Annotated in this window: 14 protein-coding genes and 3 pseudogenes; 5 read left to right on the forward strand and 12 right to left on the reverse strand. The window is 58.8% G+C overall.

Annotated elements, in window-relative coordinates:
• The first annotated feature begins 132 nt into the window (after window positions 1-132).
• From NF876_RS20285 to NF876_RS20295, 3 genes are all read left to right on the forward strand, one after another.
• Window positions 133-645 (forward strand): response regulator, encoded by a 513-nt coding sequence (locus tag NF876_RS20285; RefSeq protein WP_262270460.1) that lies wholly within the window; start codon window positions 133-135, stop codon window positions 643-645.
• Window positions 646-967: 322 nt separating this feature from the next.
• The gene (locus tag NF876_RS20290; protein WP_262270448.1) at window positions 968-1,144 is read left to right on the forward strand and encodes a hypothetical protein; all 177 of its coding nucleotides are present in this window, start codon (window positions 968-970) and stop codon (window positions 1,142-1,144) included.
• Window positions 1,145-1,568: 424 nt separating this feature from the next.
• Window positions 1,569-1,871, forward strand: a complete 303-nt coding sequence (locus NF876_RS20295; RefSeq protein WP_262270449.1) for a hypothetical protein — start codon at window positions 1,569-1,571, stop codon at window positions 1,869-1,871.
• Between the two features lie 960 nt (window positions 1,872-2,831).
• Here NF876_RS20295 and NF876_RS20300 read toward each other — a convergent pair.
• Window positions 2,832-3,110 (reverse strand): LexA family protein, encoded by a 279-nt coding sequence (locus NF876_RS20300; protein WP_262270450.1) that lies wholly within the window; start codon window positions 3,108-3,110, stop codon window positions 2,832-2,834.
• A 58-nt stretch (window positions 3,111-3,168) separates the two neighbouring features.
• On the opposite strand from NF876_RS20300, the pseudogene NF876_RS20305 reads away from it, so the two are divergent.
• Window positions 3,169-3,906: pseudogene (locus NF876_RS20305) on the forward strand (IS630 family transposase); the annotation flags it as partial.
• A gap of 13 nt (window positions 3,907-3,919) precedes the next feature.
• Here NF876_RS20305 and NF876_RS20310 read toward each other — a convergent pair.
• The 4 genes from NF876_RS20310 to tnpA form a co-directional block, all read right to left on the reverse strand.
• Window positions 3,920-4,174, reverse strand: coding sequence for a hypothetical protein (locus NF876_RS20310; protein ID WP_262270451.1), 255 nt, complete (start codon window positions 4,172-4,174; stop codon window positions 3,920-3,922).
• A 2-nt stretch (window positions 4,175-4,176) separates the two neighbouring features.
• The gene (gene tnpC, locus NF876_RS20315) at window positions 4,177-5,799 is read right to left on the reverse strand and encodes an IS66 family transposase (RefSeq protein ID WP_262270452.1); all 1,623 of its coding nucleotides are present in this window, start codon (window positions 5,797-5,799) and stop codon (window positions 4,177-4,179) included.
• A 77-nt stretch (window positions 5,800-5,876) separates the two neighbouring features.
• Window positions 5,877-6,224, reverse strand: coding sequence for an IS66 family insertion sequence element accessory protein TnpB (gene tnpB, locus NF876_RS20320; RefSeq protein ID WP_262270453.1), 348 nt, complete (start codon window positions 6,222-6,224; stop codon window positions 5,877-5,879).
• Window positions 6,221-6,577 carry an IS66-like element accessory protein TnpA gene (gene tnpA / locus NF876_RS20325; RefSeq protein ID WP_262270454.1) on the reverse strand — a complete coding sequence of 119 codons (357 nt, stop codon included), beginning with the start codon at window positions 6,575-6,577 and terminating at the stop codon, window positions 6,221-6,223. The genes tnpB and tnpA overlap by 4 nt, the downstream gene beginning before the upstream one ends.
• Window positions 6,578-6,692: 115 nt before the next feature.
• Between tnpA and NF876_RS20330 the strand changes: the two are divergent.
• Window positions 6,693-7,106 (forward strand): annotated as a pseudogene (locus NF876_RS20330) (transposase); the annotation flags it as partial.
• A 317-nt stretch (window positions 7,107-7,423) separates the two neighbouring features.
• Here the strand turns inward: NF876_RS20330 and NF876_RS20335 are convergent.
• From NF876_RS20335 to NF876_RS20360, 7 genes and pseudogenes are all read right to left on the reverse strand, one after another.
• Entirely contained in the window at window positions 7,424-8,326 is a 903-nt protein-coding gene (locus NF876_RS20335; RefSeq protein WP_262270461.1) for a DUF1186 domain-containing protein, read from the reverse strand.
• 224 nt (window positions 8,327-8,550) lie between these two features.
• Entirely contained in the window at window positions 8,551-11,394 is a 2,844-nt protein-coding gene (gene tnpC / locus NF876_RS20340; protein ID WP_262270455.1) for an IS66 family transposase, read from the reverse strand.
• A 326-nt stretch (window positions 11,395-11,720) separates the two neighbouring features.
• Window positions 11,721-12,017: an alpha/beta fold hydrolase gene (locus tag NF876_RS43505; protein WP_373696691.1), complete on the reverse strand. Its 297-nt coding sequence runs from the start codon at window positions 12,015-12,017 to the stop codon at window positions 11,721-11,723.
• 3 nt (window positions 12,018-12,020) lie between these two features.
• A complete protein-coding gene (locus tag NF876_RS20345) occupies window positions 12,021-12,143 on the reverse strand; it encodes a hypothetical protein (RefSeq protein ID WP_262270456.1) in 123 nt (40 codons plus the stop codon).
• Window positions 12,144-12,440: 297 nt separating this feature from the next.
• Window positions 12,441-14,210: an IS630 family transposase gene (locus NF876_RS20350; RefSeq protein WP_262270457.1), complete on the reverse strand. Its 1,770-nt coding sequence runs from the start codon at window positions 14,208-14,210 to the stop codon at window positions 12,441-12,443.
• Window positions 14,211-14,464: 254 nt separating this feature from the next.
• Window positions 14,465-16,006, reverse strand: coding sequence for an IS630 family transposase (locus NF876_RS20355; protein ID WP_262270458.1), 1,542 nt, complete (start codon window positions 16,004-16,006; stop codon window positions 14,465-14,467).
• A 394-nt stretch (window positions 16,007-16,400) separates the two neighbouring features.
• Window positions 16,401-16,730, reverse strand: a pseudogene (locus tag NF876_RS20360) (transposase); the annotation flags it as partial.
• Between the last annotated feature and the right edge of the window lie 1,020 nt (window positions 16,731-17,750).

Here is a 17,750-nt window from a genome sequence, read left to right on the forward strand (position 1 = left end):
CCTCTCGCGAGAGAGAGGACTATGACGAGTTCCAGCCGCCGCAGTTCTTCCGGCCGGCGTTGGCTTCAAGCCACCCAGCCCTGAGCGCCCCAGCACTCCTGTCTGACTGCAAACGTGGGAAAAGGGTTGGCCATGAACACCAATCAGTACGGTCATCAGCCGGTGGTTGTTCTCCTTGCGGAGGACGAGGCGCTCGTTCGCATGACGGCTGCGGATGTGCTCCGGGAGGAAGGCGGCTTCAAAGTCGTTGAGGTGGTCAATGCCGATGAAGCCCTAACCGTGCTTGAGGCGACAGCCGACGTTCGCGCCCTGGTGACCGACGTGGAGATGCCGGGTTCGCTGGATGGCTTCACCCTGGCGCGTGTGGTGAAACAGGCGTGGCCTCACATCGGAATTGTGGTGACGTCCGGCCGAATGGCACCAGGGCCGACGGTGCTTCCCTCAGGCGCAGTGTTCATGTCCAAGTCTTACAGGCCAGCCGATTTAGTTGCCGCTGTGCGGACGGTGCTGCCGTCCGATCGGGCCGAGATACCGGCTGAGGCTCCAGTCCCAGTGCTTCCCTCAGCCGTCAAGATCAGTCAGCCCCACACCGGCATTGGTGCTGCGGGCGGGTTGGCACAGCCGCTTCCTGAGCCCGAGGAATAGACCTAAAACGAACGCGGAGGTTCGCAGAGCCGGAATGGCGGCAGTCGAAGAAGTCCGTCCAGTTCCTTGGTCCAGGAATCCTGCACCCCGCCGGAACTCATGAGCCCGTGTCTTTGTCGGGTTCCGCCGCACCGGGATCCAGCCGCTCCACGACGGCGCGTTGCTTGCGCAGGGTGACCGGCCCCTGATGGCCGCATTATGCGCCCATGCCGTTGAGAAATCCAAACGGCGCCGCGTCATGCGCATAAAGCCGGTATGGAACAGCAAAGGCATGTAACGTGGTTTAAGACGGCCATGGCCCAATCGGCCCATGCTGTAGACCATGAGCAAGTTGCAGTTCGATCAGCATGTATGGCAGCTACGCCGGCCATTGATCCAGGAAAGCCGTAGGCGGACCGCGCAGGCGGTCGAAGAGAGCGCGATCGAGGAGAGCCGTGCGCTGCTCGACCGGCCGGTTTACCCCTACGATCCCCGAACGGTTCCCAAGACAGACAAGTAACGCTTCGCGCGTGAGCGAAGGACAGCTTTGGGTCACCCACTGAAATTCCTGACTCCTTCGGAACCTCCGGTTACGCAAGGATTGCTGCCCTCGGGCTTAGGTCGCAGGTGTGCCACTAGACGGCCTTCCGGATCGTTATCAATGTCGCATAAGGTCCGATATGGAATGAATGCAGGCTAAGCGGCCGAACTGCCGCTGCCTATGAGGTTGTCACTCTGAAAGTTGATCTAGCAAAAAGAAAGCGCCCGCTGATGCAACGGGCGCTTTCAAGGTCCGGCCCGTAGGGGCAAAAGTAACGGTGCCGATGCCACCTCAGTATCCGACCGGATCCGGCGTGTCTGCTCGGACGATCCCTCAGTACATCTCCGCTTCTGGCGACATCATGTTCCATCATATCTAATCCGTGTGGAGCGGAGAAGAATTGATGTCCAACTACGCGGCGTTCCTGCGCAAGGACGAGGAAGACCGAGCGAAGTTCGACCAGTTCGTTGCAAAGGGCAAGCGGCGCGTGACCGAGCAGATGCTCCTGATCGAGCAACTGCGGGCCGATGGCCACGACACGACACGGGCCGAGAAATTCCTTGAGGAACTCCGGAGCAACCTCGCGGAATGGCACCAGACCAGAACCGATGTCACGCAGGTCATGCAGACCTATGAGCTTCTGGAAAGAACCGATCTTGCTCCCCGTCGATTTGGGGTCAGCAGCTCCGCGCGACCTGAGGCTTAACTTCCGGCAACGGGACGTTATAGAGCATGGACTCGGACGGGAGAACTGATCCGGGAAGGTCCGGAGTGGGTCAAACTCTGCCAATCCCCTGACCTCCAGGAACGTCCGCTGCTCCTTGCGAGAGCAGACCATCGTTCTACTTCCGCCCAGTGCCATAAAGGGACGTTCACGCGGAATGCGGAGCTATCTGGGGCAGAATTTCTGTAACATTCTGCCCCAGATAGCTCCGAGCCTGTGATTCCTAAACCGTAGGCCGGAAGTGCGACTCTTCCCAAGATCGCTAGCTTTTACAATAGCTTACTCATTCTCCGTTTCCCTGCCGCACCTTCGACTTAGATAGCGGGATAATAAATGAGTAACAGCGACGGAAGCTCAGTCTGGCTGAGGCGGCCCGATTCGGACGCGAGTGAGGCTACGTCTCGGACGTGAGGCGGTTGGTAGTATCCAGCCATAGTTCGATCTGAGCCGCCCTGAGGGCGCTGTTGTTTGACGACATCCGCGCTCGCCTCGAGCGCGTTTGACGCTTTCGCGTATGATTGGGTCCTGAGGCGTCATCAGGCTCAAGTCCCGGCAACTGGTACTGAGTAGGAAGCTCTGTGGCTCCAGCCTCTTCGACGTGCGACTCGGGTGAAGGTGTTTCGTTAGCAGGCTCGTGGTCTCGGAGTGTGCCCTGTGTTGAGGGAGCAATCTCAGACGGGTTGTCGACACGCCCAGCTGGAGCAACATCAGCAGAACCCGACGTAGGCTTACCCAAAGCTTTGGTCTTCGCCCTGCCTTCTGTGTGCCATTCCTCTTGATGCTCTGTGATGTCCCGTACTGGCAGATCGTCAGGTGCAAGTCCGTCTATGGGATAGTCATCGTCATCGTATTCAGCGTGCCTAAGCGCGACGTCCGGACCTCTCGTCCTGCCGCTCCTTCCGTTGACCCTCGATGTGGCTCGATGGCGTAGCATACGTGCTCCTAGATCCTCGGCGCAGAGGATTTGACCGGTTGGGGGTGGCGGAGAAGGGGCAGGCCTTCAGGGGCGACCAACACCTCGATGCTTCGCGCCACCCCGGGCTGGCGGCGGATCAGGCCGGCCCGTTCCAAGGTCAGGATCATCTGGTGCACGGAAGGCGGCGTGACCTGGAAATGGTGCTGCATGTCGGTCTCAGCCGGAGGGCGGCCATGGACGCGCGTGTAGGCATCAATGAAGGCCAGGTACTGGCCCTGCCGGTCGGTGAAGCTTTTCTCAGACATCCGCCACACGCTCGATACATCGGCTGATTCAGTTGGGCCTCTCACGCGGGAGGCCCAGATGAACATACGCTACCGGGTTGAACTGAGCGAGGCCGAGCACACCCAACTCCAGGCGATGCTCAGCGGCGGCAAGTAGGCGGCCCGCAAGCTCAAGCGCGCGCAGATCCTGCTGGCGGCTGATGCCGGCGTGCCGGACGAGACGATTGCCCAGAGTGTCGCTGTGGGCGGCTCGACCGTGTACCGGACCAAGCGCCGCTTCGTGGAGGGCAACCTGGAGCGGGCGCTCAGCGAGGAGCCCCGTCCCGGTGCCGCCCGCAAGCTCTCAGGCCCGGAGGAGGCGCGGCTGGTGGCGACCGCCTGCGCACAGCCGCCGGCGGGCCGGGCCCGCTGGACGCTGGAGCTCCTGGCCGGCGAGATCGTGCGGCTGACCCACCATGAGAGCCTGTCGCGCGAGACAGTGCGCCGGCGCCTCTGCGAGAACGCGCTCAAGCCCTGGCAGCAGAAGATGTGGTGCGTTCCGAAGATCGATGGCGACTACGTCGCCCGCATGGAGGACGTGCTTGATCTCTATGCTGAGGGGCCTGATCCGATGCGGCCAGTGGTGTGCTTCGATGAGAGCCCGGTCCAGCTCATCGGCGAGACGCGTCCGCCGCTCCCGGCCACGCCCGGGCAGGTCGAGCGGGTCGATTACGAGTACCGCCGCTGCGGCACGGTGAACCTGTTCGTGATGGTGGATGCGCACCGGCCCTGGCGCAAAGTGAGCGTCACGGATCGCCGGACGGCCAAGGACTTTGCTGGTAACCGGCCGATCAGGACCCGGGATCCCGTTTTGTCGCCACGGCCTCTGACGCGCGCTGAGCATCGGCTTTGTGGAGCTCAATGAGGTAGCGCAGGTGTTCGATCCCGGCCTGGGTGAAGGCGGGGGTATAATCGTCCCCAACGCCATGCACGCCGATCATGCCGTCCTCGGGCTCCATTTCGATGCTCAGCTCATGCAGGTCTTCATCCTCGCCCAGAAGTTCGGCCACACGGGCAAGGGTCAGCACGTGAGCAATCGCCGCCATGCTCAGGCCGCCCGATCCTGCACGACGCCCGTTCGCGTCCAGTTCCACGGCAGAAGTTCATCGAGACGGTTGATCTTGTGGTCATTGATCCGCGCCAGAACATCCCTCAGATAAGCTTCCGGATCCAAGCCGCTCAGTTTGGCCGTTTCGATCACCGTCATCGCATCCGCCAGCGTCTCCCCGCCCGCGTCTGATCCCACGAACAGAAAGTTCTTGCGCCCCAGGGCCACCGGCCGGATCGCGCGTTCGGCCGGATTGTTGTCGATGGCGATCCGGCCATCCTCCAGGAACAGGGTAAAAGCCTCCCACCGGTTCAGCCCGTAGCGGATCGCCTTGGCCAGCTCGCCCTTGCCGGGAAGCTGCGCCAGCTGACGCTCGCACCAGGCCTTGAACGCCTCCACCTTCGGCTTGCTCTTGTCCTGCCGTACGGCATAGCGCGTCTCGGCTGGCTGCCCGGCGATCGCCCGCTCGATGTCGTAGAGCGCACCAATCTGCGCCAGCGCGTCCGCCGCAATCACCGACTGCGTGCTCTTCCAGATGTCGTGGAAGTCGCGCCTCAGATGAGCCCAGCACGCGGCTTGCCGGATCCGCGCCACGCCGCTGAGCGGGTCAGGTTCGTACAGTGCCCGGAAGCCGGAATAGGCGTCGGCCTGCAGAATGCCGCCAAAGCCGGCGAGATGCTCCTGGGGATGGGCGCCCTTGCGATCGACCGAGAAGAAGTAGGCCACCGCCGGCGGATCACCGCCGCTGAACGGGCGGTCGTCGCGAACATAGACCCAGATCCGCCCCTCCTTGACCGCCCGCCGGGTTCCTTGCGAGGCCACCACCACCTTGGGATCGAGCACGCGGATCGGCGTGTCATCGGCATGTAGCCTTGTGCTCGCAAAGACGTGTCGTCTGATGAGGGCGGTCAGCGGCTTGAGGGCCGCAACGGCCTGGCCGCACCAGTCGATCAGGGTTGAGCGCGGGATATCCGCGCCCAGGCGCGCCAGGATCTCGCCCTGACGGTACAAGGGCAGATGATCGTCGAACTTGCTGACCAGAATATGCGCGAGCAGGCCCGGACCCGCCATGCCGCGCCGCACCGGCCGGGTTGGCGCGGGAGGTTGCACCATCGCCTCGCAGCGGCGGCAGGACTTCTTGAGCCGTGCCGTCTCGACCAGCTTGAGCTTGGCCTGCACGAAGTCGAGGATCTCGGACACGTCCTCGCCAACCAGCCGCAACGCGCCGCCGCAGTCCGGGCAGCAGCTGCCGGGATCGAGCACGATCCGCTCACGGACCACGTCGCCGGTCAGACGGGGCTTGCCGCGCCGGCGCGGTGCCGCCCGCTCGGGGATAGAGGCCGGCTCGTCGTCCGGGTCTTCACAACTCGGGTCGGCCGCGGCACGTTCGATCTCGAGCCCTTCGAGAGCGAGTTCGAGCTGCTCGATCTCGCGGGCGATCTTCTCGGACGAGGCGCCAAACTTCTGCTTCTTGAGCCGGGTGATCTGGATCCGCAACGCCTCGATCAGGGCCTCAAAGGCTCGCGCTGACGAGGTCAGCTTGTGGATCTCGGCCTGCTGTGCGGCGATGATCGCGCGCAGGGCAGCAACATCATCGGGCAGCGATTCAGGCGAAGCATCCATGACGGAAAGCTTAGCAGAGACCAGCAAGACGCGCAGCTTTTATGATGCGCCATCAGCACAATAGCACAAGCAACCCGTCACGACACGCGGGCTGGTGGCGCACCCCAATGCGGGCGGCGCCAATCGATTCCTTCCCACAGCATCGCCAGTTGCGCCGAGGTCAGGCGCGCGGTTCCATCGGCCGGGGACGGCCATGGGAAACGGCCGTTCTGAAGAATTTTGTAGTACAGACAAAAGCCCTGCCCATCGAAGTAGAGCAGCTTGATGCGATCCCCGCGCCGTCCGCGGAAGGCAAAAACCGCGCCGCCGGTCGGCTTCTGGCCCAGCGCATCCTGGGCGATGGCGGCCAAACCATCGATGCCCTTGCGCATGTCGGTGACACCGCATGCGAGATAGACCCGGACGCCTGTGCCCGGTCCGATCATGCGGCCTCCGTCAGACGGATCAGGCGCATCAGCACCGCATCGGACAATCCGGTGCTCGCCCTGAGGATGCGGCCGTTGCCCAGGATGATCTCAATGCGCTGGTGATCGGCATCACGGCCGGTTGCAGGAAGGGCCGCTGCCGCAGTGAGATCGTCAGAGACCTCCACGGGCACCAGGGTCGAATGTTCTCCCGCGGTCAGGTGCTTGCGACGCAGCTCCCGCCGCCACTGGTACAGGTGTTGCCGGGTGACATCATGGCGCCGGGCTACATCGGAAACGCTCGCGCCCTCCACACCCACTTCGCTCAGGATTCTGCGCTTATCCTCCTGTGACCAGCGTCGCCGGCGCTCCACGCCTGTCAGTATCTCTTGCCGCATTGCTTACGCCTTGCTGACGTCAACAACGACGTCGTTAACGACGTAAACTCACACAACACGACAAGCTTCGTAAGGCGGCCTTGAACGGCCGATTACCTTTGCTGTGTGCATGCGCGAGCTGGTGGATGTGGACTTTCCGCAGACCGCGCGGATCCGGGTGGTGATGGACAATCTGTCGACGCACACGCCCGGCGCGCTCTACGAGACCTTCTCGCCGGACGAGGCGCATCGCCTCCTGCGGCGACTGGAGTTCCACTTCACCCCCAAGCACGCAAGCTGGCTGAACATGGTCGAGATCGAGATCGGGGTGCTCAAGGGGCAGTGCTTGGACCGGCGGATCGATGATCGCGCCCGGCTGGAGCAGGAAATTGCCGCCTGGGAGCGCGAGCGCAACGCCGCCGGCGCCCGCATCACCTGGATGTTCACCACCGAAAACGCCCGGGCCAAAATGGGCCGCGCCTATCCAAAAACCGCCTCGCCCGAGCCACTCGCCAAAGGGTCATAATCACTGCGACGCGGATCTAGTTCGGCATGTCACCTCAGCGCGCGACTGAGAGAACCCTAGCAGATCTACTCTTACTCACCTCGCCTTTGGTATACGCTGGTCCCAGTACTCAGGGGGAGCCTCGTCTATGTCGCTGCCTGTGCCACCGCCGCCCATGCGCCCGCTATCAGGGGAAGCGCACAGGTGGCAAGCGTGACAGCAGGAATAAAACTGAGCACGAAGGGTCTGATCCAGTGCTGCAGATCTGAGAAACCGCCGATTGTGTCAGCTCGTGGAGTGTCCTCTTTCAGCAGACACGGAAGGAGGGCGGGAGATCCTCAATGGAGGCAGCACTTCTTGAACTTTTTACCGCTGCCACATGGACAGGGATCGTTTCGGCCGACTCCCTTGAACGGGTCGGCAAAAGGAAGGGGCGTATCGGCAAGGAACAGGCGGGCATCTCCGGGCGTGGTGGCCCGCCGCACCTGATCCCGCTTGGCCGCATCCGAGAAAGCGTACCAGCTCGAGAGCTCGCCAATTGCATCCTTGAGCGGCTCGATCCTGTCGTGATGGAAACCTATCATGCGCTTGGGATCGGCCAGTGTGCGCCCTAGATCCTGGAAAAAATCGTCATAGCTCATGACCATGCGATCGATCAGACCGCGCCGGAAGGCTTGGCGGACAACATCAGACAAAGCCTCAAAGCCGAGGAGTGCTACGGCCCGTACCCAGCCCGTCCAGACAAAGCTCTCATGCGCCGGTCGCAGGGTGTCATAGAGCCGGAACAGGTACGCTTCCGTCTCGTCTCGAGGGATGCGCCCAGTCGCCGTCAGATAGGCCAGCACCTCCAAGGCCCCAGCACGAACGAACTCATCCGCCTCCGACGCCTCAATCACGCCCTTGAGGGTGTCGAGATCGCCGTCATAGGTGCTGATCAGGATTTGCTTGAAGGTCGTCGTAATGCTATCGCCCAACAACGGTTCAATAGCTTCACCATCCTGCGCAAGATCGCATAAGAGTGAGAACACGCGTGTGTCCTGCTTCTCGCCCGCAAGGTGGAGGAAAAAGAACACTGCGCTCGCCGCCTCGTCCGATCGATCCGCTCCGCTGACGAAGCGCTCCAGTATGCTGAGCAGTGCGGGGGCGGCCTCGTCCCAGTTGTCGAGCGCCCATTGCATGGCCTCTCTGGGTAGATCGTGACCTGCACTCGCGAAGGCTTGGGTCGCGGCCTCAACGTCCATAGAGCTCCTCCGTCTCTTCGCATTGGGGTAGCCATGCCCAGTATGGGCTGGTCGTGGCGTACAGATGTTGACGTGTGGCGCAGCTTTCCAGGACTGATCGGGCAGCAGTTGCCAAGGTGGCGCATGCAGCCCTACTCCAAGCCCTGTCAAGCTCGCGGCAACTCCTCGATATGAATCAAAGCCTCATCCCGACTTTCTTGGGAAGCTGAAGTTGTGCTCGAGCTTTAGTCCTTGATCCCTCGCCCCTTGGAACAGAACGAGCCTACATGCGGGACGTTTGATGCCTTACCTTCGATGCTCCTTCCGCGCATATTCGTGTATTCATCAATATCCGTGTGGCCAGACCGAAGAAAATCTAAAAAATTTCTCCCTCTATAATGTAGCGTTTGCTGGATGCTCAACAGAATGGCGTATTCTTTCGCTCCTTTCGGAGTGCTCGCTATCAGGCCATTTCGCAACTTCACATACGCATGAACGGCGTGCTCCGCGTTATTGTTATTCCAGGGCACATTATCGTATTCGAGGAATGTGAACAGCCTGCCCCTATTCTTCTCGATCCTCTTTCTCAAAACGGATCCGGCTTCTGTCTTACATTCGAGCGTTATGACGTTCTCGATGAAGCTCACTGCCGGCCGCTTGTGCTTTCTGAGGTGCCGCGCCTTCAGGCCATATGTGTCAATCGTTTCGACGATCTCTCGCAACAAATCGCCAAATCCCCGCGCGATCGACGCCAGTTCCTCATTGAACGGATTCTTACACACCTGCTCATTTATGTCCCGCATTAGGTGGATCAGGCACTTCTGCTGCGCGCAAGGCACCGAGTCATATGCGGCATAGAAATCCGACACCAGTACCCCGCTGAACCCCTTCAATACCTCCTCCAAGATCGCCGCTTCACGGGTTTCCGCGGGTACGTACGCGACGGAAGTTAGATTCGTGAAGACCCACATGTAGTGCCCACCACCGTTTATAGCACCTTTGGTGACGCCAGCTTTTGTCTCATCGGCGTGCACAAGAGATCCCTGCGTGATCTGAGTGAGGATCTGGCGATACGTCGCTTCGTACTTGTCGGCCATCTGATATTTTATGTAGCTCGGCGTGTTCGTGCGGACAGGTAGGTTGAACAATGATGTAATGTGGTCAGATATCTTCTGGTTAGAAAGGCGCATTTCGATCAGAAGGTAGGTAACGTAGGCGCGAAGATTCGGCCCATATTGCCAGTCCCGGTGATATGACGTCGTCACGGTCGAGCATTCGTGGCATCTATATTTCCGATAATGGTACCGGACAACCCATCGCTTGATTCCCCGGCCGGTGAATCTCAGGTCGAAGACCAAGTGAGCGGGACTATCTATTACAGAGAGATTTTCCGAGTGACATTTAGGGCAGTGTTCTAACGGGACATCAATATTCGCATCCTTATCAACCGCCAAGTTCGCGTGGGTCCTTTTCGATTTTGTGATAGATTGCCGGATCTTCTTATCTGTCCGAATGTATACCTTTGATCTCTGATAGTCCCAGTAGGCAGCTGAATTGATTTTTGCGAACTCAGGCAAGACAGCGGCGAATTTCCCGAAGGTCGACTGAAAACCCACCTCCAATGAACTCACGTTGACCGCCTCCAACCTCAACGAGTTGTCGGTGCAATCGCCTTCACATATGCGGACCAGAGCTTCCGCCACCACTTCGGCTGCTCGGCAATCCTCAATGTTATAGGTGATCAGTTGATGCTTCGTCTCGTCATCGTCATCTCCGATCTCCCACTTTCGGCGCAGAAGTACCGAAGCGGATCCCGAAGCCTGCAACCAAGTCCATGAAAAGCCGAGATAGCGGCCGATATCTTTCAGGCTGTTCGAGTGCGTTGGGAAGTATATTTTTCCATAGATGCAACTGGCGAGGTTGACCGACGTATCTATGAGCCGATCGACAAATTCTCTGTCGTCGGTTGCCAGCGGATGCCGCTCCTTCATTTTTCTAAGGAACCGGTTCTCGTAACTGCCATAGTGCACAATCTGCGGATTTTCGACTTCCTTGAGCGTCTGCAGACATTCGCCCCAGATGCCGCGTTCGTCGTCCGGTCCGTTGGCCCAGAACGAGTGTTCGACACAGGCGCCTGCCCGTTCGAATCGTAAACCAATAAGGTAGTAGAAGTCACGGTCCGGCATGCCCTCGACATCTAAGAAAACTGGAGTGCCTAGGATCTTCAGCGTGGGAGCGCCGACGACATGTATCTGTGCCTTCTTTATAGCCAGAGCTTTGAGCTTGTGGTCTTGTCTGGGAGGTAGAGCAGTGTGTTTAGTGTGCGATTTGGCGCTCTTTCGCCGACGGGGTCGATAGCCATACGACAACTGCGTTATAGTGAATATTCCCTTCTCGTTGTATTTCGTTCGCTCTTTGGGAGTGATAGTCGCAAGTTGACTAAGATCATCGCGGTCGGCTGCAATATGGAGGCATCTCGACTGAAAGTCGCAAGTAGCGCAGTATTTCTTCAGAACTAGTCGTGGCGGTTGTTGAGCGCCATAGAGCAGCCTGATCTCGTCGATGATCCGTTGCGTTTGGACAACATAGTCCACGACTGTCACGGTCTTACAGCGGTGACATTCGCCATAGATCATCTTCCCGACTTCTGGGAGTGCTCCGACGACTTGCCGTATCGCTAGGGCACCAAAGCACAGAAGGAAGTTGTCCAGCGGGTCAGGCTTATTGCGGGCAGAAAACAGGACAGGTGCGTAGCCAGGCTCTGATGCGGCTTTCCGAGCGGAAAGTTCTTCGCAATTAAGTTCAGACTGGACGCAGCTGTACGCGACGGCCTCGCAATCAACATAGCGGGTGATCAACTGGCTCCCGATGTCGCGAGACACCTCCGAAAAAGCTACTAGGTCAAACCCCAGTACCGACTTGCGGAGATGCCGTAGTGCCTTGGTTTTGTACCCCTTTGCAATGAACTCCTCGTTATCGGCAGAGTAGGAACTTGGCACTGTCTGCCCTGCTACCAAGAGATGCGCCTTTAATGCGCATTTCAGATATGCGGAGAAGACCGACGCAGTAATTGAAGTGCCATCGTCCATTCAGGCATGCCCTATCAGATGTTGAATCCAATGCTCTCAGATTGATGGTTCACCGGAGCGTATTATGGGAGGATTAGCCCTCGCAACTGTCTCTGAACAACAATCGCCGGGAGGATGGCGCGAATATCGATGTCATGGTTCATCCGTTCGTAAGCCCCAACGGCCGATGGACTGGCGGCCGCCTGAATGTACCTGGCGACTGCCTCCACCGACGCTTGATTCATGTCAGGCCCCAACCTTTCACCGGGGCCGCGGATATAATGCTCTGAGGCCCAATCCCCGCGGATCAAGCGAAGAAACTCCTCATACACATGCAATGTCAGGCCTCAGGGGTAGTCCGGCGCGGAACTCCAGCGAGCTTGTGTCCCCCAGATCATGAGTGACCTCACTCGATCTGGGTGCAAGGCTGTAAACATGCAGGCCATTGAGCCGCCCTCAGAGACACCGAAGAGACTGGCACGTTCGATCGTCTCGGCATCCATCACGGCTCGGATGTCGTCAGTGCGCTCCTCAAGCGTGGCCATTCGGGTCGGCCTGTCGGACAGTCCTGTGCCGCGTATGTCAAACTTGATGACGCGGCAGAACTGACCGAGTTTCTCAAGGAACATAGCCCGCAGTGGCATCTCTCAATCGAGGTCGAGCTGCGACATGGCTCCGGGTGCCCAGACCAGATCGAAAGGCCCTTGACCCATCACCTGATATGCAATCGCTACGTCGCCGCTCCGGGCATACTTCGTGCGAGGAGCCATCTGAACCTCCTCAGTGCGCCACCAGACGAGGCCATGGTCCTCGGAATGTGCGCCGCATCGCCGGGGTCGATGATTCCGCACGCGAGGACATGGCTGCGCGAATGGCACAGTCGTCAGTCTCACCCTGGACGAGATTCATACAGGGGAAGAACGTCCGAAGTGGGTCAGGAGCCGAGAATTCCCTGCGCTTTCGGAACGTCTGGATCCATGAGGATTGCTGTCTTCGGGCGTAGGTCTCAGGCGTGCCAAAAGCTGCTGTTCGGAGAGATCCCAAGCCAAGATTTCCTGGTGATGCGGCTACCGGTAATAGTAGGGGTCCTTGCAATTGTTTCCCTTCTCAAACACGGCACATTCCCGCTCCTTACCCCAGATCTTGTGCCCAGCCCGGCGTGGGTTCTGCTGGAAAAACAAGTTGCGCTCCTGAAAGTACCGGTCGATCGCAGCTCTGGCCTCGTCGAGTGATCCGTAGTCACTGTTGTGTAGGATTGCACGCGCCATACCGCTGAATACCGACTCGATCACGTTCAGGAATTGTGCTCCCGCAGGTAGCGGGGCCGTTTTGACATGAGGCAGGTTTTTGGGTGCGGCCTTCGCGTTATGCTGTTCGATGTGCTTCGTCAGGCGCTTCGAAATGTGCCACGAAGCTGCGTCCCAGGACAGGTAAAGCGTTCGATGGTGCGAATACTGTTCCACCAGGAGATCCATCATTCGGATCATCTCAGTCGTATTCTTAGCCGAGCTATAGAAGTGGCTGATTTGGTTGGTCGAGAGTTCCAGGGCAGCGGTGAGGGTCAGAGAACCCTTCGAACGTTGCCATTGTGGTACGACCCGCTGCTCGCCGGGTGGCATCAGCGACCGCCCTCCTGTGATTTTCACGGCGAAGGGTCCAAACTCGTCAATCGAGAAGAACGCTTCATCGTGGGAGAGCCCGGACAGGATCAATTGTACTTGTTCCAATTTCCAGGTGTAATCAGGATCCTTGGAGGTGAGGACTACTCGGGCTTTGCGCCACCTGTAGCCAGCCGCTTTCGTAATCTCCCGGACCACTTGAGGACACACAGAACACCCTTGTGACCGCAGCACTCGGACGAGGTCGGCCATTTTCCACGTCGTCCGATTGATGCCATGGTTGGCGGGTGGCTCATGAAGAAGGGCAAATACAGCCTGCTTCGTAGCAACATCGTCGGCCTTGCGGGGCGACTGAACCTGCCGGGAGAACAGGGCGCTGGCCCCGCCTGCGTCAAAGGTTCGTACGTACTTCCGTGCGGTGTGTCGAGTAATGCCCAGGAAACGGGTGATAGTTCGCAAGGGGATGCCTCGACGATTGGCAATCACGGCCAGAGCCTTATTACGGTCGGACAGTCTCCCTTCCCAGATTCGGTGCAGGAGCTCGTCAATCTGCTCCGTATCCCTGATCTCGCGCTTGGCGCCGTCGATCGAAACCAGACCCTGCATGAGCTCGTGCATCCACAGCCACGAAGATAACTTATTGGCCGCTCGCCGCCTCAGCAGGCTGTAAGCGCGAACATCACTCCGTAGTAACTCACCTTCCGAAGGAATCCCCAACAATCCTTGCCAGGCCGGCTCACCGTCTCTCTGACGTGTGCGAGCCCACGGGGCAGGATAATTCCGGGCCCAGTATCGCTGAATAGAACGCAGGCTGCCTGTGTAACCGTGTTCCTTTACAAGCCAAGCATGTAGCTCCGCTAGGTTGATCCCACCATCGACCTGCATGGCACGCCAGCAATCGATGGCAGGCGCGACTTCAGTGGCCTTTTGCACCTGCCGTGTTTGGCCATCCACCGCGGCCAATCGGATCTGGTCAGTGGATTTACGCGCCGTTCCTTCTCGCGCGCCCGAGAGGCAAGGAGTCTCGCTGTTCGTTGCGTTTGGTACGGCTACAGCCTCTGAACGGCTTCCTCGTGTCTTGTAACCTGTCCAGCCTCCAGCGCGGACATAACGCCTCACCGTTTTTCGGTCTATTTCGAATTCGGCAGCTATACGGCGGATGCCCCATCCCCGTCGTTCGAGTTCGAGCATCGCAGCAACCTCAGATGGTGTTCGCATCGTCGCCTCCTTGAACCGAGCGCACATCTAAGCAGTTCTATCTCTCGGCTATTGGATGCCGATGAGGATGCCCTTTCAAGGTCGGACAGTCAGGGGCATTTGCCAAGAATCACATTCAGCCACCTCCTCTGCTTCCTCCCCGAAGGATCTACCCCTACAGCAGAAGTATCGCTCGGGTTTGCTCCCGAAAGGGGGAGCGGGGTAGCCGCAGCGCTATCAATGTAACGTAGAGGCGCCACATGGGCACGAATGCCTTAGCGATAGCGTGGATCTTTGCAGTTGTTCGCTTCAGAAAAAGTCGCAGGCTCGCGTTCCATGCGCCAGATCTTGTTGCCAGCCCGCCGGGGATGCTGCCTGAAGTGTGCGTTGCGTTCCTCAAGGTAACGGTCTATTGCCGCCTTAGCGTCGTCCACCGACTTGTAGTCGCTGTTGTGGATGATCGCGCGAGCCATGCCACTGAAGACGGATTCGATCACATTGAGGAACTGAGCACCCGTTGGAAGGAGTGCCGTCTCAATGATCGGGCCTTGACCACTCTGGACGGCAGCATTGTGCTCCTCAATGCGTTTAAGGAGCCGCTTTGAGATGTGCCAGGAGGCCCCATCCCAGGAAAGATACAGCTTTTTCCGATCTCTATACTGGTCGACCAAGACCTCCATCATGCGGATCATCTCCGCGGTGTTCTTTCCCGCACTATAAAAGTGGGTGACTTGGTTGCCAGATAGCTCAAGCGCCGCTGTCATGAGCAAACATCCGCGAGATTTCTGCCATTGCGGCACAGTCCGCTGTTCTCCAGGCGCTGTCAGTGTCAGTCCGGGCTTTGCCTTGACGGCAAAGGGGCCGTACTCGTCGATCGAGAAGAACGCTTCGTCTGGGCGGAGGCTGGAGAGAATGGTGCGAATGCGGCCGAGCTTATCGGAGTAGGCTGGATCGTTCGATGTGAGCACCACGCGCGCCTTGCGCCACCGGTAACCTGCCGCCCTGGTGATCTTACGCACGACTTCGGCGGATACCGGCTGCCCTTTCTCACGCAGAATTCTGCAAAGGTCGGCCATCTTCCAGGATGTCCGATTGATGCCATAGTTGCCTGGCGGCTCGTGAAGCAAGCTAAACACCGCCTCCTTGACTTCATTATTGCCGACCTTCCGGGCGGGCATGATCCGCCGCGAGAATAGCTCCGCCGTCCCGCCATGTTCAAAGGCTCGCCAGTACGTCTGGAATGTTCTCGGGGAGATGCTAAGAAAGTCACAGATCACACTTCGCGCCAGCCCATGGTTCTTTGCCAGAATGACCATGGAACGGTTACGACTGAACAGGTGGGCACCATAAAGATAGTGGAGCAAGCGTGCGAGCTCGGCGAGGTCGCCGCTGTCGCGGCGTAGTTCCTCGTCGCTAATCCGTTTCTGAAGAACGGCTCGCATCCACTCGAATGCCGCACGTTTGGCTTGATCTCTTGTGTTCCCGCTAAATAGGCCACTGCCAATCATCCAACGCCGCACAGTCTCATGTGAGACGCGCACGCCGTGGTGCTCGGCCAGCTTCTTTGCGACGAAGGTTGCGCCGCAGTCGGCGTAGTGCTCGCGCGCAAGTTCCAGTACTGTGTTGCGGAGCGCGGCTGGATAGCCTCGATTGCTTGGCTTACCACGTCGCTTGGAGATCAGTCCGGACGCACCCTGAGTACGGTAAGCACTGACGAGGCGGTGCACATGGCGTTGGCTGAGTCCGAGGAGCGGCGCCGCGGCGGTACAGGTCAGGCCATGATCGACGATGCGTTGCAATATGTCGATCCGAGACAACTCCCTTGTATGGGGATTTTTCTGTCAAGTCGGTGGTGCGGGTCTAAGCATCTTTTTCCTTGAGTCTCTCGACTACCGGCACCTAGGCCAAAAGTAAGGCAGTCGACCGCGAGGGTGAGGCGGGCGTGAACCCGGATCAGGAACAGGGCGAGCAATGCGAGGGGAGCCTGCCTTGGGGCGCAAGCATCGCGCCGCGACCTTGTATTCGGTTGGGTCTGCACGGGACCCTGACCATGAAGCAGTCAATGGCTTCAGCAGCAAGGCTCCGAGGCGGCGGGCCCATTCTGTCGACGGCATTGGAGCCATGGAGTTGTTCGGGTCACCGCCACCTCGAATCGCTACGCCTGGGGTTGCCGCGACAGGCGACCCGTCGCGCAACAACCCTGTCGCGTGTTCAGGTCGTCGGCCGGAGCGTGACGCCCACCGGGATGTCGCCAATGGTGACCATGCGCCAAAGCGCAATCAGCAGCTTGCGGGCGAGCGCGACAATCATTGTGGTCTTGCGTGCTCCCTTCGGGCCATCAGTCCGCGCCCGGTACCATTGCGCGAGCGCGCTGCCGCTCTGGAACCTCAAAAACCGCCAGGCCAGTTGGATTAGCCCGCGACGCGCGCGGGGATTGCCTGCCTTGGCCAATCCTTTCTCCCGCCGCCTCTTGCCACTCTCGTCGGGCGAGCCCGTGAGGCCAACATAACGGGCTACAGCTCGCCGGTCTCGAAGGTTTCTGGGACAACGTTCTCGACGCGTATGAATCAGATTCTTGTTTCAATGCACCGAGTAACCCACGGTAAAGTTTTACTTTCTCGACCTCGGAAGCGTTGATCTCGTGCTACTTTCTGTGGCGCGCTCAGTATGAGAGCTGTGGAAAATCCAGATACCTCCGAAAAAAAGCAGCTCATTCGAGCTGACGCTTCTACCGATTGAATAGCTCCTGACCAGTGGCATAGGGTGTCGGAAACAGCAGTCCTGTTAATCATTTACGCCTGTGTCAGCTCAAATACCAGACCGGAATCAAGATAATTATATTCTATAGAGTCATAAATAATTGCTCTTTCATTCCTGGGTATTAGCCCAATGTGCCAGGAATTATTCCAGGTGCCTCGGCCGTGTACCAGTTCGATAGTGCCAGTTTTATTGTTAGGTACTCACTGGTGCGTTCTTCCGGCACACTCACTTCAATATTGCTATCAGTAACTTAGCACGTTAGATACCAGTCGAATCACCTGCGCCGCTTTGATGAGGTTCATAGATGGCCTCAAATTTTGGGCAGTCGGCCCTCGGTTTCAGATGTCAGTGATAGCCTGGGGCAGTTGCCTCAGAGCATCCGCATCGGCGCGGTTGACCTCCCCTGTGATAGCTTGCCTATCTTTTGGGAGATAGGTCAGAGACGAAGTCGTGCGTCTCCGAAGCTTTGCTTTGGCTCCTGAGCGCTTTTGGAGACGCTACTTGCTAGCTGTAATTTTTCGGTGGAACTGACAATCAAAACAGAGGTCGCTATCTGCCCCTCAAATTTTCTTGCAGTTTTTTGGCACCCTAGAGGACAGTCCAAAGATCCTTTTTCCGCAGTGTCCGAAAAAGCGCTCGAATTTCCTGACCGCAAAAATGACCCTGGTGCCATTCTAATGATCTTCACGCGATGCCGGTAACGGAGAGGCCTGCGTGGCGAAAGAAGCGGACGATCATCTCAGGGTGACGCTTCAGCCGGCCGAACTCACGACGGGCGAGCCGATGCAGGTCGTCGACTGA

The sequence above is a fragment of the Microvirga yunnanensis genome (genome assembly GCF_025460875.1).

Coding starts and splice junctions, on each gene's coding strand:
- NF876_RS20300 (WP_262270450.1), bottom strand. CDS start 3,110: ATGTCTGAGAAAAGCTTCACCGACCGGCAGGGCCAGTACCTGGCCTTC.
- NF876_RS43505 (WP_373696691.1), bottom strand. CDS start 12,017: ATGCCACTGCGGGCTATGTTCCTTGAGAAACTCGGTCAGTTCTGCCGC.
- NF876_RS20310 (WP_262270451.1), bottom strand. CDS start 4,174: ATGGCGGCGATTGCTCACGTGCTGACCCTTGCCCGTGTGGCCGAACTT.
- NF876_RS20335 (WP_262270461.1), bottom strand. CDS start 8,326: ATGGACGTTGAGGCCGCGACCCAAGCCTTCGCGAGTGCAGGTCACGAT.
- NF876_RS20290 (WP_262270448.1), top strand. CDS start 968: ATGAGCAAGTTGCAGTTCGATCAGCATGTATGGCAGCTACGCCGGCCA.
- tnpC (WP_262270455.1), bottom strand. CDS start 11,394: ATGGACGATGGCACTTCAATTACTGCGTCGGTCTTCTCCGCATATCTG.
- NF876_RS20345 (WP_262270456.1), bottom strand. CDS start 12,143: ATGGCTCCTCGCACGAAGTATGCCCGGAGCGGCGACGTAGCGATTGCA.
- NF876_RS20350 (WP_262270457.1), bottom strand. CDS start 14,210: ATGCGAACACCATCTGAGGTTGCTGCGATGCTCGAACTCGAACGACGG.
- NF876_RS20295 (WP_262270449.1), top strand. CDS start 1,569: ATGTCCAACTACGCGGCGTTCCTGCGCAAGGACGAGGAAGACCGAGCG.
- NF876_RS20285 (WP_262270460.1), top strand. CDS start 133: ATGAACACCAATCAGTACGGTCATCAGCCGGTGGTTGTTCTCCTTGCG.
- tnpB (WP_262270453.1), bottom strand. CDS start 6,224: ATGATCGGACCGGGCACAGGCGTCCGGGTCTATCTCGCATGCGGTGTC.
- tnpC (WP_262270452.1), bottom strand. CDS start 5,799: ATGGATGCTTCGCCTGAATCGCTGCCCGATGATGTTGCTGCCCTGCGC.